The following is a 26,184-nucleotide window of genomic DNA, read 5'->3' on the forward strand; positions in this document are numbered from 1 at the left end:
CGGGACTTGACCCGCGCCACCCGCGACACGCCCGATGCCCTGTGACACTTCCGTGACGTCTGGCGCAGAGGAGCGTGGAGGCGTGCGCGCGCGAGGACGTGGCGCACGGCGCGGATTCCGTGCAATCCGCCACTCGCGAATCACTCGTACGGACACCGAGGACTGTGTTGGGCCAGGGACGGGAACCCCGCCGCGTGCAGGCGTACGACGGGGAGCTGGGCGCGGCCGTCGCGCGGGCCCAGGAAGGCGACGAGGCCGCCTTCGCGGTCGCGTACCGGATCGTGCAGCCCGGTCTGCTCGGCTATCTCCGCGGATTCGTCGGCGACGACGCCGAGGACGTGGCGTCCGACGCCTGGCTGGAGATAGCTCGCGACCTGGGACGGTTCAAGGGCGACGGGGCGGGCTTCCGCGGCTGGACCGCGACCATCGCCCGGCACCGCGCCCTGGACCATCTGCGCCGGCTGAAGGTACGGCCCCGGGCGGCGGCGCTCGAGCAGGACGTACTGGAGCTGCCCGGCCAGTACAGCACCCACGACCAGGCACTGGAGGCGCTCTCCACCGAGCGCGCCCTGGAGCTGGTCCGCACCCTGCCCCGCGACCAGGCCGAGGCCGTGCTGCTGCGCGTGGTCGTCGGGCTCGACGGCCCCGCCGCGGCCCGTGTCCTCGGCAAGCGCCCCGGCGCGGTGCGCACGGCCGCGCACCGCGGGCTGAAGCGCCTCGCCGAGCGGCTCGGCGGCCCGGGTGTGACGAATGAGGATCCCCGGACGCTGGGGGAGTCGAAATGAACGGCAACTGCGGCACGAACGCCGGCAGTGGCATGAACGCCGACGACGGCGCATACGTCAGACACAGCAGTTGCGCCGGTTACGGCAGTTGGATCAGTTACGTCAATGGCGGCAGGAGCGGCGAGAGCCGCCGGCCGTCGGACACGGATGGATACGGACATGGGTGAGCGGCAGAGCGACGGCAGTGCCCCCGGCCGTCGGCGCGTGCACCCGGGCGGCACGGTGTCGGGCCCCGAGGACCGCCTGGACGGCTCGGTGCTGGAGGTCCTGCTCGCCGGCGCGATGCGACCGGAGGCCCTCGACGACGAGGCCGAGCAGCGGGCGGTGGCCGCGTTCCGGGCCGCCCGGGACGCGGGGACGCACCGGGCACGCACCCGGCGCCGGGACGACTGGCGGCCGAGGGAGCGGCGCTCGCGCCGCTCCCTGAAGGCCACGTTGACGCTGGCGCTGGCCGGTCTGACCGTCGGCGGCGTCGCGTTCGCCGCGATCGGCACGGGCGGGCACTCCTCGGACGACGGTCACGCGGCCCGGCAGCGCGAGCACCGGCCGGTCGGCGCGTCCGCGTCGGGCCCCGGCACCCCGGGCAGCGCGGCGACACCGGACCGTCCGGTCACGGCGAACGACACCGAGGCCCACTGCAAGGCGTACGAGAAGAAACTCGACGGCAAGGGCAAGGCGCTGGACTCGACGGCCTGGCAGCGGCTGATCGCGGCCGCGGGCGGCGAACAGAACGTGGCCGCCTACTGCGCCGAGCAGCTGGGCCGGACGGCGGCCACGCCTTCGGCGAGCAAGCCGGGCAACAGCGACAAGAGCGGCAAGACCGGCAAGGCCGACAAGACGGAGGACTCAGGGAGTTCGGGGAAGTCGGGCAGCGGTCAGCAGTCCGGCAAGGACAACGGGAAGAACAACTGACCCTGCCCCGCCACCCCGTGGGGAAGCGAAGGGGAACAGGGCGGGAAGACCGACGTACACAGTGGCCCTTATGTGTGCACACTCCCCGAAGAGCTCGCAGCTCAAGCTGCTCCTGGTGATGCCGAGTCACCAACTCGTGCGAAGAGGAGCCGAGTTGGGGTTCCGTATCTGGTCGCTATGGGATCCGTCACAGCTCGAGGCCGACTTCGCGCCGCGCGTCGAAGAGGTCTCCGAGGAGCTGCTGCTCACCGATTTCACCGACGAGACCGGGCTGCGCGAGGCCATCGCGCGGACCGCGCGGCGCCATGGCATCGACGCCGTGCTGCACTGCGGACACGGCAGCTCCGTCCTGCCGGTGGTCCGGGAGGCATGGCAGCTGGGCCTGTCTCCGAACCCCCCGGCGGTGTACGAACGGCTCCAGGCCTGCGAGGAGGACGACTGGGCCCCTGCGGAGGCTCCCAGGGTGAGCGTCGAGACGCTGACCGTGGACGGGACCCACCATGTCGTGGGGATGACGGCTCAACGCACCACGGGGCCACCGCACTTCCTGGTGACGGGCTACCTCCATCCGGCGCCGCTGACCGACGACGAACGAAAGATCATCGGTGCGGCGGTCGAGGAGCGGCTGACGGCGTGCGGATACCGTTTCGGCCCAGCTCACACGCAGGTGGCGCTGCTGCCCCACGGGCCGCGGATCGTGTCCTGCCGTGCGCACCTGGGCGCCGACCGCATCCCCCTGCTCGTCGAGATCGCGCGCGGGTTCGACCTGGAGGCGGCGGTCTTCACGGGCCTGAGGGGCAGCCGCCCGGTCGTGCCGAACGCTTCCCAGTACGCGGAGGTCGGTTTCTTCCTGCTGCCCGAGGGGCGGCTGGAGACGTACACCGGCACGGAGGACATCGCGGTGACCCCCTGGGTCCGTGGAGCCCGCTTCCCGTATACGGTCGGCGACCGGATCCCGCCCGTCGGCGCCCCGGCCGCCCGGCGCGCCTATGTGGTCGTCGAGGGGGACACACCGGAACTGACCCGCGAACGAGTTGCCAAGGCGCGACAGGACCTTGTCGCCGATATCCGGCCGGCCACCCGATGACGCGCACCGGGTGGTTATGTTTTCCTTCTGAGCGAGGAGAAGGCACGGGGGACGGGACGCGGGATCGAACATGCCTGGTGCATGGGGACCGCGAGGCGATTTGGTCTCGCGGTGACGTGTGTCCCATCCCCCGCTGACGGGGGGAGGGCAAGGTGCGGGCCGCGAAATCGATACCTATTGAAGATGAAACAAGTCCCAGGCCGGAATTCGCCGTTCTGGGATCTTTGGAAGTCCGCAGTGGCAGCGAACTCGTATCGGTCAATGGGGCTCTGCAACGCCGCGTTCTCGTGATGCTGCTCCTGGAGGCCGGGCGCGTCGTGCCCGTCTCCCGTCTGGTGGCGGCCGGATGGAACGAGGAACCGCCGGACAGCGCCGAGCACCAGGTGCGCAAGACGGTTGCCAAACTCCGCAGCCGCATTCCGCACGGCCCCGACATCATCGTCACCGACGGGCCCGGGTACCGGGCGGTCGTCGAGACCGGGCAACTCGATCTGCTGCGCCACCAGAAGCTGTTGAAACAAGCCAGGGAATCACTGAACGCAGGGGAGTCGGAGCGGGCCGCCGCACAATTGCGTGAGGCGCTGGCGCTGTGGCGAGGACCGGTGCTGTCCGGTTCCGGCGGCCGGGTGGTCGACGCCGCCTCCACGGCTCTGGAGGAGCAGCGGCTCTCCGCCGCCGAGCAGCTCTACGATCTGTGCATCGAGGCGGGCGAGGGCGCCGGGATCACGGGCGAGCTGCGTGTCCTCGTCGACGAGCATCCGCTGCGCGAGACGCTGCGCAGCCGGCTGATGCTCGCCCTCTACCACTCCGGCCAACAGGCCGCCGCGCTCGACGAGTTCGCCCGTGCCCGAGGGCACCTCGCGGACGAACTGGGCATCGACCCCGGCACGGAGCTGACCGGACTGCACGAACGCATCCTGCGCCAGGACCCGTCGCTCACCCGCCCGGAACGCGCCGTGTCCCGTGTCCCGCCCCAGGTGACCGAGGCTCCGCACGCACTGCCCTTCGACGTGCCCGACTTCTCCGGCCGCAGCTCCGAGCTGCAGTGGATCTGCGATGCGGCCCGACGTGCCCCGGAGGGCTCGCCGACGGTCGTGGCCCTCGACGGCATGGGCGGCGGCGGCAAGACGGCCCTCGCCATCCGGGCGGCCCATCAACTGGCCGAGCAGTATCCGCACGGCAGTCTCTTCATCGACCTGCACGGCTTCACCCCGGGCCAGACGCCGCTCAGCGCGTTCCAGGCCCAGGGAGACCTGCTCGCCGCCGCCGGCATCCCCAGCGAGGAGGTGCCCACGGTCCCGGCGGGACGCGCCGCGCGGTGGCAGTCCTACATGCGGGGCCGCCGCATGCTCCTGGTGCTGGACAACGCCGCCGCCTCGGAGCAGGTGCGGGAGCTGATCCCCGCCTCCTCCGACAGCCTGGTCCTGATCACCAGCCGCCCGCGGCTGACCGGACTGGACGGCGCCGAGTGGCTCTCCGTGGGCGCCCTTCCGGAGCTGGACAGCCACCAACTCCTGCGCAACACCCTCGGCGCCGCACGCGTCGAGAAGGAGCCGGACGCGGCCCGTGAGCTGCTGCGGCTGTGCGGAGGACTGCCGCTGGCGGTCCGGATCGCCGCCGCCCGGCTGGCGAACCGTCCGCACTGGACCGTCCAGCGACTCGCCGAACGGCTCCGGGACCATGACCGGCGCCTGGACGAACTCACCAGCGAGGGCAGGGGAGTGGCGGGCGCGCTGTTGCTGTCGTACCAGTCCATGCCCCGGGAACAGCGAACGGCCTTCCGGCTGCTGGGGCACCACCCCGGACGCTATCTGGACGCCGAAGAAGCCGCCGCGCTGCTGGACACCGATGTCCTGACGGCCGAGGACGTGCTGGAGGAACTGGTCGACGTACGGCTGCTGGAGGCCAGGGAACCGGGGGTGTACGCCCTGCACGACCTGGTGCGCAGCTTCGTGCAACGCGTCGCGCAGGGACAGAAGGCGCCGGAGGACGGGCAGGCGGTGCGGCGACTGCTGGACCACTACCTGAACACGGCGGAACGCGCGTGCGACACGCTGTTTCCCGGACGGCGCCGCTTCGGGGACCACGACGGGAAAGGCCGGGCACGCGACGAGTTCGACCACAAGGACAAGGCGCTCCAGTGGCTCGACCAGCACCGCGAAAGTCTGCTGGCGGCGGTGGACGCCGCGTATCACGAGGGACTGCTGTGGCACGCCGCGCGGCTGCCGCGTGAGCTGGGCTTCCACTCCAGCATCCGCGCCTACGACGCCAGCGCGAACGCGGCGCTGGAGAAGGGTGTCAGCGCGTCGCGACAGCTCGGGGACCGGTCGTTGACCCGGCTGAACCTGATGAATCTGGCCATGGGCAAGTGGCGGCTGGGGCAGTTGAGCGACGCGGTCGCCCGGCTGGAGGAAGCCGTGGACCTGTCCCGGCAGATGGAGGACGTGCACAGCGAGGCGGAGTGCCGGGCCCGGCTGGGACAGGCGTGCAACAGCATGGGGGAGCTGGAGCGCGCGCTGCAGCTGTGCCAGGAGGCCAACGCGCGTGCCCAGGAGCTCGGCTTCACTCGGCTCGACGGCTCGTCGCTGAGCACGCTCAGCCTGGTCCAGGTGCGGCTCGGGCGGTTCGACGAGGCGGCGGAGTCGGCGGAGCGGGCGGTGGCCATCTTCGACTCGATCAAGGAGATCCAGCTCTCCGTGGACGCGCTGAGCAACCTCTCCCAGGCGATCGAGCGCCTCGGCCGCTTCGAGGAGGCGCTCGGCTGGGCCGACGCGGCGCTGGAACGGTGCCAGCGCATGAGCATGCCCTCGGTGCTGCCGCTCGTACTCGCCCGCAGAGCCGACGTGTTGGTGCGCATGGGAGAGCTGGAGGAGGCGGCGGACAGCGCCGACCACGCACTCGCCAAGGCCACCAGCAGCACCGACGACATCCACCGTGCCACCGTGCACCTCTCGGTCGGGCGGGTGCGGTATGCGCAGGGGGACCTGGAGCTGGCGCAGGCTCAGCAGCTTCTGGCCCACGAGATCGCCTGCCGTATGGAGTTGCGCTACGACGAGGCGTGCGCGCTGTGGGGCCTCGGTCGTACCGCCGAGGCCCAGGGACACCCGGAGACGGCCCGGCAGCACCGCTCGGCGGCGGACAACCTCTTCTCCCTCATGAAGGTGCCGGAGACCGCACGGTGAGCCCTGCGCGTTGCGCGGCCCACCACGCGGGGATCGGGCGGGTGTCCAGAGGGGAACGGGCCGGGAAGACGGATCGGGAGCATCAGCGGAGTCGAAACGGCCTGCCTTTCCAAAGGAGTTCACTCATGCGCTTCGCCCCTGTCGCCGCCGCCTCCGTCATCGCTCTCGGGGCACTTCTGGGGGGATTCACGGCCTCCACCGACGCGAGCGCGTCGGAGACGGTCCAGCAGCGCACCGCCGCCTCCGCCCCTTTGACGAACGTGGTCGTTCACGGGACGACTGACAACAACGGCAACGGCTGAACCGCCGGGCCGCGACCGCTGGTTGCGGCCCGGCACTCCGGCCACTCGGAAGAGCCGCTGCTGAGAGTCGATCCTTATCGAGGGGGAACACAATGACCATTCGGGTGCTCATCTGTGATCAGTTGCCTGTTATCGCGGACGGTCTCAGGACCCTCCTCGATGCGGTGCCGGACATTGACGTGATCGGCACGACCGACAACGGCATGGAGGCCATCGTCTCCGTGCGCACCACGCGGCCCGATGTCGTGGTCACGGATCTGAACCTCCAGACCATCTCCGGCCTGGAGATGATCCGCAGGCTCGGCAAGGAGGACGAGCCGCCCAACGTCGTCGTGTTCACCGCGTCCGACGCCGACAAGACGGTGAGCGACGTGCTGCACGCCGGCGCGAGCTGTCTGCTCGGCAAGGACGCGAGCCCCCAGGAGCTGATCACCGCGATCCAGGCGGCAGCCGCCGGGCAGACCATGCTCGCGCCGAACATCGCCCAGCGCCTGGTCAGCTGGTTCCTCGAGCAGCCGGAGCGACAGGAGTCCGCGCTGTGCCCGGAGGTCACCGAGCTGACCCCGCGGGAACGGGAAGTGACCCGGATGGTGGCGCGGGGCATGTCCACCGAGGAGGTGGCCCGCGAACTCATCATCGGTGAGGCCACGGTCCGTACCCACCTCTACCGTGTGCGCACCAAGCTCGGCGTCCGCGACCGCGCCGAGCTCGTGTCACTGGCCTACCGGACCGGGCTCATCCACTCGGCCGGACAGCCCCTCGGTGACGAGAGGCTGGAGCCGGTCGTCGGTCTGCGCGCCAGCTGACCGCTACCGCCGCGCCGCCGCCGTGACGAGGGAACCCTCGCCGGCGGCGGCGCGCCGTGCTGTCCGGACGCGTTCGGCGCCGACCATCCGCCACAGTGCGGCGGGATCGCCGTACCGGACGGACTCGGCCGCGGCCAGCCGGAAGTACCGGTGCAGACCCAGTTCCGCCGTCATCGCCCGAACCCCGCAGCTCTGCATGCTCAGCCGCACCACGTCGCGCGCGGTCTCGGCGGCCGTCGCCAGCGCCATGACGGGTGCGGTACCGACCTCGTCCGGCTCGGAGTCGACCGACCAGGCCGCCCAGTACACCGCCGCCCTGGTCGCGCGCAACGCCACCATGGCGCGTGCCAGCGGGAACGAGACCGCGGGCAGATCACGCAGCCTGGTGCCGAACTGCCGCCGGAAACCGGCATACTCCACCGCGACCTGGTGCGCGCCCTCGGCGATGCCCAGCAGATGGGCGGCCTGCCGCAGCCGTGCCCGCGCGAGCGGACCGGTCGGCGAGTCGTCCAGCGTCCCGACCACGTCGGCCGCGGTGACCGGCGTGGCCTCGAACCGGACGACCGGCGGCCAGCACCCGCTCTCCGTGCTGCGGCCGGCCGCACCACGCGCCACCGCGACGAGTACCGGCCTGCCGTCCGTCCTGGTGGCCACCAGCAGCGTGCCGGGGTCCACGTCGTCCACCGTGGCCGTGCCGGTCAGTTCCCAGCCGTTCCCGCGCGGCGTGGCGACGACCCCGGTACCGGTCGGCAGGGATTCCAGACCGGCCAGGGCAGCGCCGGCCGGGCCGCCCAGGTCGGCCGCCATCGCGTCGGCCCGATAGGAGTTGCCGCATGCCGCGCGGCCCAGTTCCTCGCTGACCAGCGCCCCGGCCGTCAGGCCGAGGCCGAGGCCACCGGCGGAGGCCGGCCGTTCGAAGTCGGCCGCGCCCAAGTCGTCGAGGACCGTCCGGGTCGGGCCGGACGCTCCGTCGGCCACCGGCGCGCCGTGCACCCCGTCCAGGGCGGTCACGCCGGCGAGGCCCGCGCGCAGTGCCTTGCGCAACTGGACGAAGAGGGGGTCGGGGGTGAGGTCCATGTCAGTGCTCCTCCTGTCCGATGGAGTCGAACCCGGTGGCCATGATCTGGAGCATCACCTCGGAGGTACCGGCCGACAGTGTGAGCCCCGGCGCCTCCCGAAAGGCCGAGTCCAGGGTCAGAGCCGCTCGTGTGCGGTCGGCCCGCTGCTCAGGGGTGGGGACGTCGACGGCCCACGCCGCGACGCTCTGCGCGAGTTCGCTGCTGTGGTACTTCGCGACGGCGGTCGAGACCTGGTCGACCTGGTCCGACGCCAGGCCGGTGAGCACCTCCCAGGCGAGGACGTGGTCGGCGCTGAGCGCGCCGTACCAGCGCCCGATCTGTTCGAGGTGTGCGTCGTGCGGGTCGTCCGCCCCGCCGTCGACCAGTGCCTCCAGCGCGGCCTCCAGCCAGTGCTCGGCCTTGAGGTAGTAGTCGAGGCCGGTGCGTTCGATGGCCAGTGCCTGATTGAGCAGCGGCCACCCCTCGTCGCGCGGCCCGAGGAGGTCGTCGCCCGACACCGGCACCGCGTCCAGGTCGATCCGGTGGAAGTGCTCGTCGCCGATGCCCGGGATGACCGACACCGCGACGCCGGGAGCGTTCATGTCGACCAGGAACAGACTGATCCCCTGGTACTTCCCGGCACCCGGCGTCGTGCGGGCCGCGCACAGCCCGAGGTCCACGAACCGGCTCTTCAGGCTGAACACCTTGGTGCCCGTGATCCGGTAGCCGTCGCCGTCCGGTTCGGCCACGGCCCGCAGCGCGCCGAGGTCCGATCCCGCGTCCGGTTCGGTGTAGAGCACCGAGGCGAAACTCTCACCGCGGGCCAGCGCGGGCAGATACCGGCGCTTCTGCTCGTCGCTGCCCGCCATCAACAGGAACTGGCCGACGATCTGGATGGTGTTGACATGCAGGGTGTCCGGCACCCCCGCGCGCACCAGTTCCTCGGCGACGATCGCGGCATCGGTCAGCGGGCGGCCCTCTCCGCCGAACTCGATGGGCCAGTGCACGGCGAGCAGCCCCAGCTTGCCGAGCAGGCGGTAGAGCGGGCGCGCGTCCGGCTCGACACCGTCCGCGCCGGTGGCCTCCGCCGCCGCGGCACGCACCTCCGCGGAGCGCAGCGCCTTCCGCACGCTCGCCCGGAACCGTTGTTGTTCCTCGGTGAATCCGAACCGCATGTACGTCTCCTCAAGACGCGAGCGCCGCTTCGATCGCTGCGACGACCCGGCTCAACGCCGGTTCTGTGAACAGGGTGTAGTGGTCGCCGGGCACGCTTTCGGCCCGGAACGGACCCGAGCACACCGTCCGCCACTGCTCTTCCATGGCGATGTGCGGCGAGGCGGTGAGCACGGTGACCCGTCCGCCGTACGGGCCCGGTGGCCGGTAGGCCTGCATCGACAGGGCGGAGGACCGGAAGGTCTCGAAGCGGGAGGTCAACTCCTGCTCGGTGAGCTCCAGTTCGACGCCGAGGCCGGTCAGTGTTTCCCCGACGTCGGCCACGCCGGCGACCGGGTCGTCGAGGACCGCGCGCACCGCCCGGCCGTCGCGTCCCGTCAGCCTGGCGACGTCGTGCACGAACCGCCGGCGCACCGTCGGCTCGTCGAGGGGGACGGTGTCCTCGTCGTAGGCGGCGTCCAGCAGGACCACCGGCGGCCGTTGACCGGTCTGCTGCTCGATCTGCCTGGCGACCTCGAAGGCGAGCACACCGCCGTAGGACCAGCCGGCCAGGCAGCACGACTCCGGCAGGCCGCTCTCGATCAGGGACTGCGCGATCCTGGCGGCGGTCGCCGCCATCCCGTCCTGCGGAGCCACGGCGGCGTCCCGTGGATCGGCGGCGAAACCGGTCACGCCGATGTCCTCGTGCAGTGCCCTGGCCAGCGGTATGTAGCAGAACAGTTCACCGCCCGACGGATGCAGCAGGATCACCTGCGCCGGGCCCGACGAACGCATCACCACCGGTGCCCGGTCGTCACCCGGCGCGGCAGTCCGGGCAGGGTTCTGCCCGGACAGGCTCGCGAGCGCGTCGAGCGGATCGTCGTCGTCGCGCCGTGCGGCGCGGACGGAGTCGACGGTGGCGGCCAGGTGCGCGACGGTGGGGGAGACGAAGAAGTCGCCGAGCGAGATCTCCACGCCGAACCGGCGGTTGATCGCCGACATCAGCTGAACGGCCTGGAGACTGTTGCCGCCCGCCAGGAAGAAGTCGTCGTGCACGCCGAGCCGGCCGTCGTGCAGCAGGGGAGCGAGCACGTCGCGCAGCAGCCTGCGCTCCGTCTCGGTGAGCGTCTCGTCGCCCGGTCCGTCGTCGGTCCGGGTCAGGTCCGGCGGGGGCAGTCTGCGCCAGTCGACCTTGCCGCTGCTGGTGAGCGGCAGCTCGTCGAGCACCACGAAGTACGACGGGATCATGTACGACGGCAGGAGCGTGCCGAGATACTCGCGCACCGACGGCACCTGCTGCTCGGTGACGCCCGTCAGATGGCCGACCAGGTGCTTGGCACCGGCCTCGTCGGTCCACGCCCTCACGCTGACCGGTCCGATCCCGTCGAAGCCGGTCAAGGCCGACTCCACCTCGCCCAGTTCGATCCGCAGCCCGCGGATCTTGACCTGCTGGTCGAGCCGGCCGAGGAAGATCAGCCGTCCGTCCGCCAGCCGCTTCACCAGGTCGCCGGTGCGGTACAGCCGTCCGCCGGGCGCGGTGCCGAACGGGTCGGTGACGAACTTCTCCGCGGTCAGCTCCTCCCGGCGGAGATAGCCGCGCGCGAGCCCGGCACCGCCGATCACCAGCTCACCCGGCACACCGACCGGCACCTGGCGAAGGTCACCGTCCAGTACGTGCGCCACATGGTTGGCCATGGGCAGACCGATCGGCGGCGAGGCCTCCCAGGTGCCCGCGCACTCCTCCACGATCATCGTCACCGTGCACTCGGTCGGCCCGTAGCCGTTGAACAGCCGCCTGCCCGGGTTCCACCGGTTCACCAGCTCACCGCTGAACGCCTCGCCGCCGACGAACGCGATCCGCAGGGCGGTGAACTTCTCGGGCGCCAGCAGCGGCATCACGGTCGGGGGCAGGTCGATGACGGTGATGCCGGCCCGTTCCATCAGCGACTGGAGCCGGTCGACGGACAGCCGCTCGTCCTCGGTCGCCAGGTACAGCCGCGCTCCGGTCAGCAGCGCCGAGAACGTCTCGAACACGGAGACGTCGAAGGTCACCGAGGCGAACCCGAGCACCCGGTCGGCCGGCGTCAGATCGAACAGGTCGCGCGTGGAGTCGATGAAGTTGACGACGCCTCGGTGTTCCAGCAGTACGCCCTTCGGCCGGCCGGTGCTGCCGGAGGTGTAGATGACGTACGCGACGTCGCCGGGCTCCGCGGCGAGCGGCGGGTTCCCCTCGGGCATCGCCGCCAGTTCCTCGCGGACCTCGTCCAGCGTCAGGACGGGCGCGTCGACCTCGCTCACGGTCTTGACGACCTCGGCGTGCGCGATCACCGCGCTGACCTCCGCGTCGGCGGCGATCTCCGCGACCCGGGCGGGAGGGTGTGTGGTGTCGAGCGGCACATAGGCCGCGCCCGCCTTGAGCACCGCGAGCATCGCGGTCGTCACGTCCACGTTCCTGCGCAGGCACAGGCCGACCCGCGAGCCCGGCTCGACGCCGTGGGCGCGCAGCAGGGCGGCGAGCCGGTTCGCGCGGGCGTTGAGTTCGGCGTAGCTGGTCTCGACGCCGTCGACGACGACCGCCACGCTGTCGGGCGACTCCTGGACGCGTGCCTCGAACTCCGCCACGACGGTGGACTCGCGGATCGGCCGCATCGGCCCCTTGCCGACCTCGGCGAGGAACTCCTTGTCCGCCGGGCTCAGCACCTCCGCGGCGGACAGCGGGGCGTCCGGCGCGGAGGTCAGGGTGCGCAGCAGGCCGTCGTAGTGCCGGGCGAACCTGGCGATGCTGTCGGCGTCGAAGAGGTCGGTGTTGAACTCGATACGCAGCAGCGCTTCGGCCCCGGCGGCCGACGGCCGCGTCAGGCTCCAGCTCATGTCGAAGCGGGAGGCTCCGGACCGGACGCGCTCCTGCGATGCGACGAGACCGGGCCAGATGGCGGTGGGCACGCCCTCCGCGCCGAAGCCCTCCGTACCGAAGACGATCTGGAAGATGGGTGAGCGGGACGGGTCGCGGACCGGGTTCACCGCGTCGACCAGGCTGTCGAACGGCAGCCCGCCGTGCTCGTACGCCTCGGACGACACCCGCGCGACGCGCCGGACCAGCTCACGGAAGGTCGGGTCGCCGGAGACATCGGCGCGCAGCACCCGCATGTCGGTGAAGAGTCCGACGACCGAGGACAGGGCGTCGTGCCGCCGGCCCGCGTCCGGCGAGCCGATCACCAGGTCCTCCAGACCGGAGTAGCGGTGCAGCAGGGTGAAGAAGGCGGAGACGAGGACGTCGAACGGGCTCGTGCCTTCCTGTCGGGCCAGCTCCCTCGCCCGCTCCAGGCCCTCGTGCCCGACCGTGAAGTCACCGCTGCCGCCGGCGAAGGTCCGGCTGTCACCACGGGGACGGTCGGTCGGGAACTCCAGCACCTCGGCGCCCGCCAGCCTGTCCCGCCAGTAGCCGCCCAGCCTGTCCAGGTCACCGCTGTCGAGCCGGCGGTGCTGCCACACCGCGTAGTCCGGGTACTGCACTTCAGGACCGGACAGCCGCGGCGCGTCGCCGTCGCACGACGACCGGTAGCACTCGGCGAGTTCCCGCAGCAGGACCTCCTGCGAGCGGGCGTCGCACACGAGTCGAGGGATGTCGAGCAGGAACAGGTGATCGTCCTGCGCCACCCTGATCAGCGTCGCGCGCCACATGGGCGTCCTGCTCGGGTCGAAGGGCACCCCGGCCCGTTCCCGGACCAGCGTCCGCGCGGCGGCGAGCCGCTGCTCGTGGTCGTCGCCCGCCGCCTCGACCAGCGGCAGTTCGACCGGGACCGCGGTGGCGACCACCTGCATCGGGCGGCCCTCGCGTTCCACGATCGCGGTCCGCAGCGCCTCGTGCCTGGCCACGACCCCGGCCAGCGCCGAGCGCAGTGCGGTCACGTTCAGATCGCCCTGGAGGCGCAGGCAAAGCGGCACGTCGGAGGCGGGGCCGTCCGGGGCCGGGCGGTCGAAGAACCGGAGCGTGCGCTGCGCATGCGACAGGGGCGCCGGACCCGAGTTCCCGCGCGGCGTCGGACCCCGCCGGGCCGCGGCCGCCACCTGCTCCCTCAGCCGGCTGAGGAACCGTTCGCGGCGCTCCGCGGGCAGCGCGGCGAGACGCTCGGTCATGCCGGTCACCTGAGACTCCTTACGGGCTGCGGCGCGTGGACCCGGTCGTCCGGGCGGACGGGCAGGTGTGCCAACTCCGAGATGGCGATGGCCAGTACGTCGATGCCGCGCATGTAGTCCGACAGCAGGATGTGCTCGTCGTCGGCGTGGTCGAGGCTGCTGTCGCCCGGTCCGTAGGTCGCCATCGGGATGTCCCAGACCTCGGCGAGGGTGTTCATGTCCGAGGTGGCCGTCTTCACCACCAGCCGTGGCTGGGCGTGCAGTTGGCGGACACCGGACACCAGCGCGCGGACCGCCGGGTCGGCCCGGCCCACCCGGCAGGCCGCCACCGAGTTCAGCACGTCGAGGTTGCCGGCCGGCAGCCGGTCACTCAGCTCGCGCACCAGCTCGTCGACGTCGAATCCCGGCGGGACACGGACGCTGAGGTCCGCCGTCGCCGTGGTCAGGTCGGCGTTGAGCCGGCACAGCGTCGCGCCCGGCTGGTCGAACGCGCCATGGCTCGCGTCCGGCCCGAGCAGCTCGACCAGCGCGTCCCAGCAGGCGACCGCCAGTTCGGACGCCTTCGGCACCGGGTTGCTCGGGTGCGTGGCAGGACACTTGACGGTGTAGCGCAGGTCCAGCTTGCCCTTGTAGCCGAGCACCACGCTCGACCAGCCGCTCGGTTCGCCGATGATCAGCGCGTCCGGCCGGTCGTGGGTGGCCCGGATCGCCATCGCGCCGCGGGAGCGCGGGGTCTCCTCCTCGACGACGCCGATCACCACGATCCGCCCGCGGAAGTCCACCGCGCCGGCCGCCGCGCAGATCATCGCCGCGAGCGGTCCCTTCGCGTCCACCGCGCCCCGGCCGTAGAGCCTGCCGTCCTCGGAGCGGACCGGGACATGGCCCGAGACGGTGTCCATGTGCCCCAGCAGCATCACCGTGGGGCCGACGCCGCGTTCGATCACGCCGACGACGTTGCCCACCCCGTCGATGTGCGCCTGGAAACCCAGGTCGCTCATCGCCTCGGCCAGGTAGTCGGCCAGCGCGCGCTCCTGGTAGGACGCGGAGGGGATCTCCAGCATCTTGCGCAGCAGTCCGAGGGCATAGGTCTCGGTGACGCTGCCGGACGAAGTGAACGCCCAGTTCATCGTTGCGCTCGTTCCAGTAGGTGGTCGACGATGTGGTCCGCGACATCGACCCGGTCGCCGAGTGCGGACTGGAAACCGGTGAACTCGACCCGGTGATTGACCTCCAGGACCAGCAGCCGGCCGTCGCGGTCCTCGATCAGGTCGACACCGGCGATGTCGGCGCCGACGGCGGCGGCCGCGTCGAGGGAGAGCTTGGTGATCTCCGGGGTCACCTCGCACGGCCGGGTCTGCCCGCCGAGCGCCACATTGGTACGCAAGGACTCACCGGTCCGGTAGACGGCGCCCAGCACCTGACCACCGACCACGATCACCCTGATGTCCCGTTCGGGTTTGTCGATCAGTTCCTGCACATACCCGAGGTGCGACTGCGGGCCGGGCAGCGCGGCGACGTACTCGAGCACACCTTCCGCACTTGCGCGGTCGGGCAGTTGAACCACCAGCCGGCCCCATGAGCCGACCAGCGGTTTGATCAGCGCCGGGTAGCCGATGGAGTCCAGGGCCGCCAGCGCGGCCTGCGGAGTGAGGCCGAGCGCGGTGCGCGGTGTCGGCACCCAGGCCGCCTCCAGAGCCAAGGAGGTGCGCCACTTGTCGCCGCACACCTCGGTCGCGTCCGCGCTGTTGACCACCTCGACTCCCGCCGCGGTGAGGCAGCGGGCCGCGTACGCGGCGCGGACCTGGCCGATCTCCCGGTTCAGCGCGAGATCCCAGGGCAGGCCACGCTGCCCGGCCAGGAACCACTGCCGACGCGTGTCGACGTGGTCGAAGGGGACACCGCGTCGGTCGAACGCGTCGAACAGTCGTTTCTCGTCCGCGCCTACCCTGCTGGCGAGCACCGCGATCCTGCGGTCACCCGGGCGCTCTGGTGTCGCTGACACGTGACCTCCGTATTAGAACCACTGATTGACCGGACGGCACAACCGGCCTGCCGCGTGAAAAGGAAACTACGAGCACACCGGCACCGTGCGCGTCCGCGACAAGTTCATGCAGGGGGACGCATTGCGTTGACTCCTCCCTGCTGCGGCTGCGAATTCTGATTACCCGACTCAGGCGGCCGCTGTGTCACTCTTGACCGGATCCGAATACCTGCCGAAATAGTTCACTGCACGCCAGAGAAGAGGGGGAAAACGTGGGACACACATCCGAGCGGATACCGGTGCTCGCTTTGTGGAGCGCGCCGCGCTGCCGCTCCACCGCGTTCGCGCGGATGATGACGGAGCGGGACGACCGCGTCGTGGTGCACGAGCCGTTCTCCCGAGTGGTCGACTTCGGCGAGGTGGAATTCGGCGACCGGGTCGCGCACACCGAGCAGGACGTGCTCGCGGCGCTGCGTGCCATCGCCACGGAGAAGCCGGTGTTCTTCAAGGACACCACGGACTTCCACTACCCGGCGCTGCTCGCCGACGAGGCCTTCCTCTCGGCCGCGACCCACACCTTCATCATCCGCGACCCGGCCGAGGCCATCGCGTCGCACCACGCGCTCAACCCGGTCCTCGGCCGCGACGAGATCGGCTTCGCCCGGCTGTACGAGATCTTCACCGCCGTGCAGGCCGCCACCGGCACCACACCGGTCGTGATCGACTCCGACGACCTGCTCGACCGGCCGACCGAGACCGTGCGGGCGTACTGCGAGGCCGTGGGCATCCCCTTCCTTCCGGACGCGCTGAGCTGGCAGCCGGGCATGCGCTCGGAATGGCAGTCGACCAGCAAGTGGCACAAGTCGACCAGTGAGACCGCCGGCTTCACGCGCGGCAGGAGCGACGGAGCCGAGGCGGTCGCGGCGGATCCGGTGCTGCGGGCCTATCGCGACTACCACCAGCCGTACTACGAGAAGCTGCGCGCCGTCGCGCTCCAGCCGTGACCGTCGAGGTAATCACGGTGCGGACGAAAAGTTTGAACGACCCGGCTAGGTTCGAAATGCAAAAAGGCGTTCCTGTGAGGTGGGTGACTTGACGGGCATATCGGTGTCCTCCGCCAGAACAAGGCTGTGCGATCCGGTCGATATTTCCGGCCATCGCAACAACACGGCCATCTCCGCGGCGGCGGAGACCAGGGCGGGGGCATTCAATGTATGGAGAAACTCGTTCGCGGCCGAATACCTGCCCGCGGGCAAGAGTCTCGTCCACGTGGACGGTGTTCCCTTCGAGTTCCCTCCGGTCTGTGACGGGCCGGACAACGTCCGCTGCGCCGGACAGTTCATCCGTGTCCCCGAGGGCCGCTACGACTGGATCCATGTCCTGGCGGCGTCCGAACGGCGCTGCGAGGACACCGTCGAGCTGAGCTTCGCCGACGGCACGGTCGACGCGGAACCGCTGCGGGTCTCCGACTTCTGGGCGGCGCCCGCGTGGTTCGGCGAGGTCAAGGCCTTCGAGAGCCTCGTCATGCACTACCCGCACCACGTGCAACGGGGCGTTCCGGCGGTCATGTGGGCGCAGCGTGTGCCGGTCACCCGGCGCGCTGGCCTGACCGGCATCCTGCTGCCCCGCAACGTGGCGGTGCATGTCTTCGCGGTCACCCTCCAGCGGACGGAGCCCTGACATGACCGTCGACGTGACGACACGGACGTACATGATCACCGGACCGGAACCCGAGTGGTGGTACCGCGACCTCCTCAGCTGCCTTCAGTCCACGTTCGGTTCACTCCTGATACGGGAGGGCGCCGACCCGCTGGCCGTGCTCGGCGCGGGCTGGCGGTTCCTGCACCTGCCGGGCGACGTCAGGTCCGAGGAGTTCTACTACCCCTGCCCCGCCGACGAGTCCGGTGGCACCGACCTCGGTGCCGCGCTGGCCCCGCACCACGAACTGCACGCGCGCTGGTGGCAGCCCGCCGACGAGAACGACGTCTGGCGGGAGGTGCGCGAGACACTGGCCGACAACCGGCTGGTCATCGCCGCCGTGGACAACTTCCACCTGCCGTTCCGGCCGGCCTACGGAGATGTGCACGCCGCGCACCTCGTGGTGATCTACGGCCTGGACGAGACCCGTGGGGTGGTCTACGTCTCCGACGCGATGCCGCCCGCGTTCCGCGGTGCCGTCCCGATCGAGGAGTTCCTGCGCAGCTGGGGTTCGGCGAACCCGACCGACGTCCAGGACGCGTTCTTCAGCGACGCACGGATCGGCCGGCGCTGCCTCGACGTCCGCCTCGACGCCACGCCCGCGCCCCTGACGCCCGAACTGCTCGGCGGCTTCCTGCGCACCGACGTCGACGGCTTCACCACGGCACCCCCGAACAACTCCGCCCGTACCGGTCTAGCCGGGTACGACGAGTTCGCCCGCGAACTGCTCGACCGGTGCCGGGCGGGAGACGCCGGGGCGCTGCGCGAGCTGTATCCGTTCGGCTGGGGCATGCAGGCGCAGGCATCGCTGCACGGTGAACTGCTGCGCCGCTGCGGCCACCAATGGGACGATCCGGCGCTCGCCGGAGCGGGACGCGCGGTCGAGGCCGTCGCGCACGCGTGGACCGGACTGCGGTTCACCGGTGCGCACGGGCTCGAGGACCCGCGCGCGGCCGCACCCGACATCGCGCACCACGCCACGGTGCTGCGCGGCGCGTACGCGCGCGCGGTCGACGCCGTCGGCGCGGCGGCGGCGCGGCTGTGACCGCGAACGCATCGACCACCGTGACCCTGTGGACTGGAGAGTGATGAGCAAGCTGGCAGCGTTCGGCGGTACGGCGGCCGTGCCGAGGGACCGACGCGGTGTGCAGTGGCCGTTGGTCGAGGACGAGGACCGCAAGGCCGTCCTCGACGCCCTCGACGGCCCGCGCCTGGTGTCCGACACCGACGGGGTGAACGCGGTGTCCCAACTCGAGGAGTACTGGGCCCGCCGCTTCGGCCACGAGCACTGCGTCGCGGTGTCCAACGGCACCGCGGCACTGGCCCTCGCGCTGGCCGCGCTCGGCGTCGGGCCGGGCGACGAGGTGATCGTGCCCGCGCTCAGCTTCATCGCCACCGGGCTCGCACCGGTGCACCAGATGGCCGTTCCCGTGTTCGCCGACATCGACCCGGTCACCTTCAACATCGATCCGGACGACGTGGAGCGCCGGATCACGGACCGGACCAGGGCGATCATCCCCGTGCACCTGCACGGCGCGCCCGCCGACATGGACCGGATCACCGAGATTGCGCGCAGGCACGGCATCGCGGTGATCGAGGACGCCGCACAGGCTCCCGGCGCGACCCACCGCGGGCGGCCGGTCGGCTCGATCGGCGACGCGGGTGCCTTCAGCCTCCAGGTCAGCAAGAACATACCGACCTGCGGCGAAGGCGGACTGCTCGTGACCCGCGACGCCGACCTCGCCGAGGCGATGCGCCGGGGCCGGCAGTTCGGCGAGGTCATCGAGGCCGGTCGCGACCGCGACTACATCTCGTACGGCCTGGGCTGGAACTACAAGATGAACGCCCTCCAGGCCGCGTTCACCATCGCGCAGCTCGACCGGTTCGACGACTACGAGCGCGCCCGGCAGGACAACGTCACCGCCTTCCTCGCCCGGCTCGCCCAGCTGCCCGGCCTCCAGGTGCCGACCGCGCTGCCGGACACCACCCACGCCTGGCACATCCTGCGCTTCCGGTTCGACCCGGCCGCGTTCGGCCTGGACGGGGTGCGGCCCGAGGCGCTGCGCTCGGCCCTGCGGCGGCTGCTGCGCGCCGAGGGCGTACCGATGTCGCAGTACCAGCTGATGCCGCTGCCCGACCAGAAGGTCTTCGTGGACCGCGTCGGCTTCGGCTCCGGCTACCCGTGGTCCGTGACCGGCGCGCCCGGCACGGTCGCCGGCGAGGGCTACCCGGTGACGCGCGCGGTCATCGCCGACTCCCTCACCATCCAGAAGCGCCATCTGCACCCGGGGGCCGGCGAACTGCTCGGCCTGTACGCGGACGCCTTCGAAAAGGTGTGGGCGAACAAGGACATGGTGGCCACGCTCGCGAAGGCGGCCGCATGACGACCGCCCCGGTCCTGGAGCGGGACACCCTGGACACGGTCGCCGCACGCATCCGCTCCCATGTCGTCGACATGTGCGCGGGACCCGAAGGCGGCCATCTCGGCGGCGCGTTCTCCTGTGCCGACGTGCTCGCCGCGCTGTATTTCTCGGTCCTGAACGTGGATCCGCAGCGGCCCGACGACCCGGACCGCGACCGCTTTCTGCTCAGCAAGGGCCACGCGGCCGTCGGCCTCTACGCGACGCTGGCCGAGCGGGGCTTCTTCCCCGTCGAGGAACTCGCGGGTTACGGGCGCCCCGGCAGCAGGCTGATGGGCCATCCGGTGCGTGCGGTGCCCGGGGTGGAGCTGCCGACCGGGTCGCTCGGTCACGGACTCGCGCTGGGCTGCGGGTTCGCGCTCGCCAACCGGTACGCGGGGCGGGAATCGCGCACCTTCGTACTGCTCGGCGACGGCGAGCTCCAGGAGGGCTCGGTGTGGGAGGCGGCCATCGCGGCCGCGTCCCTGGGCCTGGACCGGCTGGTCGCGGTGGTGGACCGCAACGGACTGCAACTGACCGGCGCCACCGACGGCATCGCGCCGATGGAACCACTGGCCGAACGCTGGCGCAGCTTCGGCTGGGCGGTCCGCGACGTGGACGGCCACGACCCGGACGGCCTCGCGGAGCACCTCGGCTCCGCGCCGTGGGAACCGGGCAAGCCGAGCGTACTGATCGCCCGTACGGTCAAGGGCCAGGGCCTTCCGTTCCTCGCCGGCCGCAGTGCCAGCCACTATGTGACGCTGTCGCCGCGCAACCACGCACGGGCGGTCCGCGCCCTACGAGCCACGGAGGACGCCGGATGAGCCGCGCGACCCGGGAGGCGTACCGGGACACCCTGCTTCCCCTGCTGCAACGGCATCCCGAGCTGATGTGCCTGGACTCCGACACCGGTCTGTTCAACGCCGAGTACGCCGCGGCGGCCGGCGAGCAGTACCTCAACCTCGGTATCGCCGAGCACAACCTGATGGGCATGGCCGCCGGGATGGCCGCGTGCGGGCGGGTTCCGTTCGTCAACACGATGGCCGCCTTCGCCACCTCCCGGGCGCTGGAAGCGATCAAGATCGACATCGCCTACAACCGGCTGCCGGTCCGCATCATGGCCACGCACGGGGGTCTCGCCGCGGGCCACCTCGGTCCGACGCACCAGGCCTTGGAAGACCTTGCCGTGATGCGGGTACTGCCCGGAATGACCGTGGTGGTGCCTGCCGACGCCGCTGCCACGGAAGCGTTCGTCGAGCAGAGCCTGAACCTGACCGGACCGCTCTACGTCCGGCTCGGCCGCAAGCCGACCCCGGAGCTGCCCGCGGCCCCGCCGCCGGTCATCGGGAAGGCGCAGACGCTGCGCCAGGGCGACGACGTGGTGCTCGTCAGTTGCGGCCCCTACCCGGTGCTCGCCTGCCTCGACGCGGCGGACGCGCTGGCCCGACAGGGCATCGGGGCAACGGTGTTGAACATGCACACCCTGCGCCCGTTCGACGCGGAGACGCTGGTGGCCGCGGCCCGCCCCGCGTCGCTCGTGGTGACCCTCGAGGAGCACTGGCGCAGCGGCGGCCTCGGCGGCGCGGTGGCCGAGACACTGGCGGAGCGGGCGCCCACCCGAGTGGTGCGGCTCGGCATGCCGGACCGGTTCGTCGACGAGGTCGGCAACCAGGAACACCTCGTCGCGCACTACGACCTCACCGCCGAGCGGGTCGTCAGGGCGGTCCGTACCTCCCTGGACGCGGCCGCCGTCACCGTGTGACCGCGCTTCGCTGAGCCTCTTCCGCCCCCGCGTGAGCAGCAACTGCCCATGCGGGGGCGGAAGAGGCTCATTTTCACGTTGTCCTTGGTGGCGCCGTGATGCGGTAGTCGAGCGTGCCCATGACCCTCGCCACGCGGGCCCGCAACTGGGGCAAGGAGTCGGCGGTGACCGTGAAACCGAGGAAGAAGTTCTCCTGCTCCAGGCTGCCGACCTGGTAGCCGTCGACGACGTCCGCGTCGACCACGCCCGGCAGTTCACGCAGGTCGTCCGCACTGGTGCTGATCTCCACGGTGCCGAGCTCGTCTGCTTCCACGTAGACCAGGCCGGTGATCGGCAGGTCGGGAACCGGCTCCAGTTGTTCCGGCGCCACGGTGAACTCGCCCAGCGACATGGAGATGAACGCCTCGATCGGGTCGATCCCGCCGGGCTTGTGCACCGTGGGGAAGTGCATGCCGCGGCCGGGCCGGGGATTGATCTCCACGAGCTCCGTCCGGCCCTCCTCGGTGCTCCGGCCCTCGACGTGCAGCCAGAGCTGGTCGAGGCCGAGATCCGTGCAGAGCGCGCTGATCGCCTCGGCAAGGACCCGCACACCGGCACGCACGTGTTCCTGCTGGGGCGGATGGAGGTTGATCCCCGCGTCGTGGTGCCTGCTCTCGTCGAGGTCGGGCTTCTCGCCCGCCAGGATCGGATGGAAGCGGCCGGCGACGACGGGGCCGTCCACGGTGTACTCGGTACCGGGCAGATACTCCTCGACGATCAACTCCGTGTCGGAGAGGCCGAGTTCGGCCAGATGTCTCTGGTAGGCGCGAAGCTCGTCGGGCCCGTCCACCCGGCGCACCAGCCGCGAGGCCCCGGACTCGCCGGAAGGCTTGACGACGGCGGGGAAGAAGTCGACCTCCGCCGGATCGCCGGAGAAGCGGATGCCGGACAGCCCCAGGGCACGCATGCGCTCCCGGACCAGCGTCTTGCTGAGCAGCACGTGGCGGCCGGCGTCAGCGCCCGGAAGGCCGTAGTGCGTGGCCAGGGAGATCTGCCACGGCATCAACGCCTCGAGCATGTTGACGACAGCGACGGGCTCGATGTCGCGCCGCTCGAGCCGCGAGGCCAGCGTGGGCAGGTCGGCGCCGTCCCAGTCGACCAGGACATGGTCGTCGCATGCGGCCCGGTTGCGGTCGTCGGGAAGGTCGGAGACCAGTACCGGACGCAGACCGCGGGCGCGCAGCCGTTCGACGGCCGGGGCCACACCGCCGGCATTCCATTTGGAGAGGATGAGTACGGACTTCACGCCGTGACCTCCAGGGCTGGGTGATGGCGCGGGAGGGGCCGCGCCGGGGTAAGCGAGATGTTCAGTCGCACGTGAGAGAGGTCAACGCACCGTGTCCCCGCGAATGAACTTGTCGCGGACTCTCGCGGCGCCGGCGCGGGCGTACCGTCCTATTCGACGCGGCAGACCGGTTGTGTCGTCCGGTCGACCAAGGGTCTACCGAGTGAAAGGAAACCGTCACATGACCACCACCCTGCAGGCCTGCCCGGAGTGCGAGGAGTCGGTACAGATCGGCGATTCGGTGCGGCTCAACGAGATTCTGGAGTGCGTGGGCTGCCGGAGCGAGCTGGAGATCGTGGCGCTGAGCCCCACGGTGCTCGCCCTCGCGCCCGAGGTCGAGGAGGACTGGGGCGAGTAGTCGCAACCAGGACGATCAAGGCAAGAGCGCGACCCGCCGCGTCGCGCTCGCTGCCCTATTGGGGGCCGCCGTCGTAGAGGTGGTCCTGTTCGATCTGCCGCAGCGTCCGGTAGTCGGCGAGAAGCTGCGCCGGGTCCTCGGAGATGAGAAACACGTAGCCCGGCTGTGTGGCGACATCGATCGTCGGGGGAAGCGACTGGCCTTCCGGATGCCTCATGACGGTGAAGGCATGGGACGGCAGCGCGCGGATGGCGGCCATCGCCTCGTGCGACGGGATGACGCCGTGCTGCCGCGGATTGATGAGATGCACGAAACGGTGGTGCTGCAGCAGTTGGTACGCGGTGGTGGGCAGGCGGTCGAACTCCTCCGGCCGCGCCACGGACAGAGCGAGCAGCTCCACCTGGTTGGTGCCGAAGAGGCGGTTGTAGATGTCCGGAACCTGGCCACCGCCCATGCGCGCGGCGCTCTCGACGAGCACCGGTCCCCTTGAGGTCATCATGACCTCGGTGTGACCGGCCGCGTTGCGCACCTCCAGGGCGTCGAGCACCTGGTGCGTGTAGGCCTCCAGTTCCCTGGCGACCGGATCGTCGGGTGACAGCGGCTCGTTGTAGTCGTAGATGATGTTGCCGCCCGGGAGGCGCGTCTTGTAGTAGCGCCAGACCTCGACGGTGTGGTGGCTGCCGTCACGGCTGACGGTGTTGACGAAGTACTCGTCCCCTGCCAGGAACTCCTGTGCGAGCACGGTGGTGTTGGGCATCCCGTGACGGTCGGTACTGCTCATGATCTTGTCGTGGACGGCGCGCACCTGCTCCGGGGACGAACATGCCACCACGTTGTCCGTGCTGGAGCTGGCGACCGGTTTCAGGATGACCGGATAGCCCACCGTCTCCTCGACCCACGCGATGATCTCGTCGGCATCGGCCGACACCAGGCCGGCCGCGTGCGCCAGGCCGGCATCGCGCAGGGCCAGGCCCATCTCGTACTTGTTGCGCCGGGCCGTCGGCCGGCTCATCCCGTTGCCGGGGGTGCCGAGTTCGGCGGAGAGCCGGTCGGCCAGTTCGACACCCGCTTCCTGGCCGGCGATCACATGGGTGACCTCGTGCCCCCGCAGTACGTCCGCCGTGGCCGCGACGTCGCCGGAATGCCGGAATTCGTCGAGGAAGGTGTCAGGGGCGCTCGACAGGAGGATGTCGGGGTTGGGCGTGCGGACATGCACCCACTCGATGCCGTACCGGTCCAGTACGGCCGGCAGCAGGCTCCCTGTCGAGAAGGCGTCGACAATCGCCACTCGCTTCGTTCGGGTACCGAGGTCTGTTGACATCGTCAGTCACTCCCATTCTGGGCTGGGTGAACACCCGTATTGCACGGCCGAGTTCGACGGACTCGGAAAGGCCGGGCACACATTCGTATGAGGCCTCCGTAGCGAAGGCGCTCAATCAATCGGGCGGCACAGTCAACCTAGGAACTCACCCGTGTCTCGCGCGTCAACAAAAGACGTATTCACCACGACGCACCAGGCGTACGGAACGGTGAATCGTCTACGCACAACGATTACTTGGCACGCACGTTCATGCGTGAGGGCGCATCGCGTTGACTTCCCTCCGCCGCAACTACGCATCTCGCTTAGGAGTCACGTGGCCCGACCGTGCCACTCTTGGCGTCGACCTGGGTGAAAATCCCTGGCGGAGGGGAGTTACGGAAGATGTCACGCGACCACGCGCTGACCGAGAGGTACTTGGAGAAGTTCCGGCGAGTTCTGCGCCCGGTGCACGACACCGAGTTCATTCGTGTGTTCACCAGAGGGCAATACGCACTCCGTCCGGTGTTCCTCTCCGCGGAAGAGATCCATCGGCTGACCCGGGACCTGGAAGTGCTGCGTGGCGCGCTCTATCGCCTCCCGCACGTTCTGTTCGACGGGGACATCGCCGCCTTCGCCCGTGCGAACGGAATGGAGAAGGCGCAGATACGTGCCGTCGAGCGCGAGTCCGCCGCTGTGCCGAACTCCCTGACCGGCATGGGGCGAGCGGATCTCTTCCTGGACCGGTCGGGTTTCCGCGTCATGGAGTTCAACATGGGGAGCACGATCGGATTCGACGGCGGGGACGTATGCCGTGGAATCCTGGCCGACCCCGAGTTCAGCCGGTTCGCCGCGGAGGAAGAGCTCCAGTACGTCGACACGGTGGCGGAGCAGATCCGCACGATGCGGCAGGAGACGGGATGCGCGCCCGACGACCGCCCCGTCGTCGCGCTGACCGAATGGCCCTCGAACCTCGAGGAGATGGAGGGGTACCTGACCGCTCTCGTCAGGGTGTGGAAAGAGCACGGCCTGGAGGCGTACCCGTGTCACGTCGGGCAGCTCGAGAGGCGGGACGGAAAGCTGTGGCTGGGTGACCGTCCGGTCGACGTCGTCTACCGCCAGTTCATGATGGAGGACCTGCTCGACGACGACACCGATGCGTTGCTGGAGCCCCTGCTCGGAGCGCTGGAAGCCGGCGAGGTACGCATGTTCACCTCGCTGGAGTCGGAGCTGTACGGAAGCAAGGCGTCCTTGGCCATGCTCTCCGATCGCGCGCACCGGCAGCTGTTCTCGGACGAAGAACTGGATGTCATCGACCGGCTGCTTCCCTGGACTTCCTCGGTGACCTCCACAGGCGTCACTCCGGAGGACGGAACCGAAAGCTCGCTGCTGGATTACGCAGTGGCCCATCAGCACGAACTCATCCTCAAGCCCACTCTGCTGCACGGTGGTCAGGGTGTCGTTCCCGGCTGGTCGCCGGAGGTCACTCCTGAAGAATGGCGCAAGCTGCTGCTCGAGGCCCTTGACGGCCCCTATGTATTGCAGCGTCGAATCCACCCCGTACCCGAGCTCTTTCCGGATCCGGATGGTGGCACCAAGCCCTGGATCGTCAACTGGGGAGTCATCCTGATGGCGTCCGGATACGGGGGGCTGCTGACCCGTTGCGCCCCTGCGGACGGGGACATCGCGGTGCTCAACCTCGACCGCGGAGTACTCCTCGGGTCCGGATTTCATGTCGCGTCGGGTAAACACCACGCGCAGTCCCAAGGGAGCACCGTAACCGCCATGCATCCCGGCGGATGAACTTGTCGCGGACGCACCTGATGCCGGGGTGGCCGTAGCGTCCATTCAACGCGGCAGACGGCCTTTCACCGCATACGTCGAAGTCGACCTGAGCGATCGGCTCGAGCCCATTCCATGCATTCCCGAGCCGGTCGCCGAATT

At 70.4% G+C, this 26,184-nt stretch carries 21 protein-coding genes; 14 read left to right on the forward strand and 7 right to left on the reverse strand.

Annotation, left to right across the window (positions count from 1 at the left end; translation table 11 throughout):
• The first annotated feature begins 167 nt into the window (after window positions 1-167).
• From ACFY1L_RS08740 to ACFY1L_RS08765, 6 genes are all read left to right on the forward strand, one after another.
• On the forward strand, window positions 168-785 hold the full coding sequence (locus ACFY1L_RS08740) for an RNA polymerase sigma factor (protein ID WP_388820208.1): 618 nt from the start codon (window positions 168-170) through the stop codon (window positions 783-785).
• 159 nt (window positions 786-944) lie between these two features.
• Window positions 945-1,697, forward strand: a complete 753-nt coding sequence (locus ACFY1L_RS08745; RefSeq protein WP_388820210.1) for a hypothetical protein — start codon at window positions 945-947, stop codon at window positions 1,695-1,697.
• A gap of 70 nt (window positions 1,698-1,767) precedes the next feature.
• Entirely contained in the window at window positions 1,768-2,784 is a 1,017-nt protein-coding gene (locus ACFY1L_RS08750; RefSeq protein ID WP_388820212.1) for a phosphoribosylglycinamide synthetase, read from the forward strand.
• A gap of 290 nt (window positions 2,785-3,074) precedes the next feature.
• Window positions 3,075-5,966 (forward strand): BTAD domain-containing putative transcriptional regulator, encoded by a 2,892-nt coding sequence (locus tag ACFY1L_RS08755; protein WP_388820215.1) that lies wholly within the window; start codon window positions 3,075-3,077, stop codon window positions 5,964-5,966.
• A 125-nt stretch (window positions 5,967-6,091) separates the two neighbouring features.
• Window positions 6,092-6,268, forward strand: a complete 177-nt coding sequence (locus ACFY1L_RS08760) for a hypothetical protein (protein ID WP_388820217.1) — start codon at window positions 6,092-6,094, stop codon at window positions 6,266-6,268.
• Window positions 6,269-6,360: 92 nt separating this feature from the next.
• Window positions 6,361-7,074: a response regulator gene (locus ACFY1L_RS08765; protein ID WP_388820220.1), complete on the forward strand. Its 714-nt coding sequence runs from the start codon at window positions 6,361-6,363 to the stop codon at window positions 7,072-7,074.
• 3 nt (window positions 7,075-7,077) lie between these two features.
• Here the strand turns inward: ACFY1L_RS08765 and ACFY1L_RS08770 are convergent, their stop codons facing one another.
• From ACFY1L_RS08770 to ACFY1L_RS08790, 5 genes are read right to left on the reverse strand one after another with little or no spacing between them, the layout of a single operon-like run.
• Window positions 7,078-8,151, reverse strand: a complete 1,074-nt coding sequence (locus ACFY1L_RS08770; RefSeq protein ID WP_388820223.1) for an acyl-CoA dehydrogenase family protein — start codon at window positions 8,149-8,151, stop codon at window positions 7,078-7,080.
• Between the two features lies 1 nt (window position 8,152).
• Window positions 8,153-9,307, reverse strand: a complete 1,155-nt coding sequence (locus ACFY1L_RS08775) for an acyl-CoA dehydrogenase family protein (protein ID WP_388820224.1) — start codon at window positions 9,305-9,307, stop codon at window positions 8,153-8,155.
• A 10-nt stretch (window positions 9,308-9,317) separates the two neighbouring features.
• Window positions 9,318-13,421, reverse strand: coding sequence for an amino acid adenylation domain-containing protein (locus ACFY1L_RS08780; RefSeq protein WP_388820227.1), 4,104 nt, complete (start codon window positions 13,419-13,421; stop codon window positions 9,318-9,320).
• Between the two features lie 5 nt (window positions 13,422-13,426).
• A complete protein-coding gene (locus ACFY1L_RS08785; RefSeq protein ID WP_388820229.1) occupies window positions 13,427-14,548 on the reverse strand; it encodes a M20/M25/M40 family metallo-hydrolase in 1,122 nt (373 codons plus the stop codon).
• On the reverse strand, window positions 14,545-15,423 hold the full coding sequence (locus ACFY1L_RS08790) for a RimK family alpha-L-glutamate ligase (protein WP_388820232.1): 879 nt from the start codon (window positions 15,421-15,423) through the stop codon (window positions 14,545-14,547). The genes ACFY1L_RS08785 and ACFY1L_RS08790 overlap by 4 nt, the downstream gene beginning before the upstream one ends.
• 251 nt (window positions 15,424-15,674) lie before the next feature.
• Between ACFY1L_RS08790 and ACFY1L_RS08795 the strand changes: the two genes are divergently transcribed.
• The 6 genes from ACFY1L_RS08795 (at window position 15,675) to ACFY1L_RS08820 (ending at window position 21,261) form a co-directional block, all read left to right on the forward strand.
• Window positions 15,675-16,406 (forward strand): sulfotransferase family protein, encoded by a 732-nt coding sequence (locus ACFY1L_RS08795; protein ID WP_388820234.1) that lies wholly within the window; start codon window positions 15,675-15,677, stop codon window positions 16,404-16,406.
• A gap of 265 nt (window positions 16,407-16,671) precedes the next feature.
• Window positions 16,672-17,082: a hypothetical protein gene (locus ACFY1L_RS08800; RefSeq protein WP_361266940.1), complete on the forward strand. Its 411-nt coding sequence runs from the start codon at window positions 16,672-16,674 to the stop codon at window positions 17,080-17,082.
• Window position 17,083: 1 nt separating this feature from the next.
• Window positions 17,084-18,145 carry a BtrH N-terminal domain-containing protein gene (locus ACFY1L_RS08805; protein ID WP_388820237.1) on the forward strand — a complete coding sequence of 354 codons (1,062 nt, stop codon included), beginning with the start codon at window positions 17,084-17,086 and terminating at the stop codon, window positions 18,143-18,145.
• 43 nt (window positions 18,146-18,188) lie between these two features.
• On the forward strand, window positions 18,189-19,484 hold the full coding sequence (locus tag ACFY1L_RS08810; protein ID WP_388820240.1) for a DegT/DnrJ/EryC1/StrS family aminotransferase: 1,296 nt from the start codon (window positions 18,189-18,191) through the stop codon (window positions 19,482-19,484).
• Window positions 19,481-20,323 (forward strand): transketolase, encoded by an 843-nt coding sequence (locus tag ACFY1L_RS08815; RefSeq protein ID WP_388820243.1) that lies wholly within the window; start codon window positions 19,481-19,483, stop codon window positions 20,321-20,323. Before ACFY1L_RS08810 ends, ACFY1L_RS08815 begins: the two co-directional genes overlap by 4 nt.
• The gene (locus tag ACFY1L_RS08820; RefSeq protein WP_388820245.1) at window positions 20,320-21,261 is read left to right on the forward strand and encodes a transketolase family protein; all 942 of its coding nucleotides are present in this window, start codon (window positions 20,320-20,322) and stop codon (window positions 21,259-21,261) included. The genes ACFY1L_RS08815 and ACFY1L_RS08820 overlap by 4 nt, the downstream gene beginning before the upstream one ends.
• Window positions 21,262-21,334: 73 nt before the next feature.
• Here ACFY1L_RS08820 and ACFY1L_RS08825 read toward each other — a convergent pair whose 3' ends face one another.
• Window positions 21,335-22,546 carry an acetyl-CoA carboxylase biotin carboxylase subunit family protein gene (locus tag ACFY1L_RS08825; protein ID WP_388820248.1) on the reverse strand — a complete coding sequence of 404 codons (1,212 nt, stop codon included), beginning with the start codon at window positions 22,544-22,546 and terminating at the stop codon, window positions 21,335-21,337.
• Window positions 22,547-22,766: 220 nt separating this feature from the next.
• Here ACFY1L_RS08825 and ACFY1L_RS08830 point away from each other — a divergent pair, with 220 nt between their 5' ends.
• Window positions 22,767-22,943 carry a lysine biosynthesis protein LysW gene (locus ACFY1L_RS08830; protein WP_361266953.1) on the forward strand — a complete coding sequence of 59 codons (177 nt, stop codon included), beginning with the start codon at window positions 22,767-22,769 and terminating at the stop codon, window positions 22,941-22,943.
• 55 nt (window positions 22,944-22,998) lie between these two features.
• Here the strand turns inward: ACFY1L_RS08830 and ACFY1L_RS08835 are convergent, their stop codons facing one another.
• Window positions 22,999-24,231, reverse strand: a complete 1,233-nt coding sequence (locus ACFY1L_RS08835) for an ATP-grasp domain-containing protein (RefSeq protein ID WP_388820251.1) — start codon at window positions 24,229-24,231, stop codon at window positions 22,999-23,001.
• A 366-nt stretch (window positions 24,232-24,597) separates the two neighbouring features.
• On the opposite strand from ACFY1L_RS08835, the gene ACFY1L_RS08840 reads away from it, so the two are divergent.
• Entirely contained in the window at window positions 24,598-26,043 is a 1,446-nt protein-coding gene (locus ACFY1L_RS08840) for a hypothetical protein (protein WP_388820254.1), read from the forward strand.
• Window positions 26,044-26,184: the final 141 nt, after the last annotated feature.

The sequence above is a fragment of the Streptomyces sp. NPDC001663 genome (assembly GCF_042893105.1).
Classification (GTDB): Bacteria; Actinomycetota; Actinomycetes; order Streptomycetales; family Streptomycetaceae; genus Streptomyces.

Excerpts from the sequence above, each read along its gene's own strand:
- ACFY1L_RS08745 (WP_388820210.1), top strand. The coding sequence starts at position 945 with ATGGGTGAGCGGCAGAGCGACGGCAGTGCCCCCGGCCGTCGGCGCGTG.
- ACFY1L_RS08750 (WP_388820212.1), top strand. The coding sequence starts at position 1,768 with ATGTGTGCACACTCCCCGAAGAGCTCGCAGCTCAAGCTGCTCCTGGTG.
- ACFY1L_RS08755 (WP_388820215.1), top strand. The coding sequence starts at position 3,075 with ATGCTGCTCCTGGAGGCCGGGCGCGTCGTGCCCGTCTCCCGTCTGGTG.
- ACFY1L_RS08760 (WP_388820217.1), top strand. The coding sequence starts at position 6,092 with ATGCGCTTCGCCCCTGTCGCCGCCGCCTCCGTCATCGCTCTCGGGGCA.
- ACFY1L_RS08765 (WP_388820220.1), top strand. The coding sequence starts at position 6,361 with ATGACCATTCGGGTGCTCATCTGTGATCAGTTGCCTGTTATCGCGGAC.
- ACFY1L_RS08770 (WP_388820223.1), bottom strand. The coding sequence starts at position 8,151 with ATGGACCTCACCCCCGACCCCCTCTTCGTCCAGTTGCGCAAGGCACTG.
- ACFY1L_RS08775 (WP_388820224.1), bottom strand. The coding sequence starts at position 9,307 with ATGCGGTTCGGATTCACCGAGGAACAACAACGGTTCCGGGCGAGCGTG.
- ACFY1L_RS08780 (WP_388820227.1), bottom strand. The coding sequence starts at position 13,421 with ATGACCGAGCGTCTCGCCGCGCTGCCCGCGGAGCGCCGCGAACGGTTC.
- ACFY1L_RS08785 (WP_388820229.1), bottom strand. The coding sequence starts at position 14,548 with ATGAACTGGGCGTTCACTTCGTCCGGCAGCGTCACCGAGACCTATGCC.
- ACFY1L_RS08805 (WP_388820237.1), top strand. The coding sequence starts at position 17,084 with ATGACCGTCGACGTGACGACACGGACGTACATGATCACCGGACCGGAA.
- ACFY1L_RS08810 (WP_388820240.1), top strand. The coding sequence starts at position 18,189 with ATGAGCAAGCTGGCAGCGTTCGGCGGTACGGCGGCCGTGCCGAGGGAC.
- ACFY1L_RS08815 (WP_388820243.1), top strand. The coding sequence starts at position 19,481 with ATGACGACCGCCCCGGTCCTGGAGCGGGACACCCTGGACACGGTCGCC.
- ACFY1L_RS08820 (WP_388820245.1), top strand. The coding sequence starts at position 20,320 with ATGAGCCGCGCGACCCGGGAGGCGTACCGGGACACCCTGCTTCCCCTG.
- ACFY1L_RS08830 (WP_361266953.1), top strand. The coding sequence starts at position 22,767 with ATGACCACCACCCTGCAGGCCTGCCCGGAGTGCGAGGAGTCGGTACAG.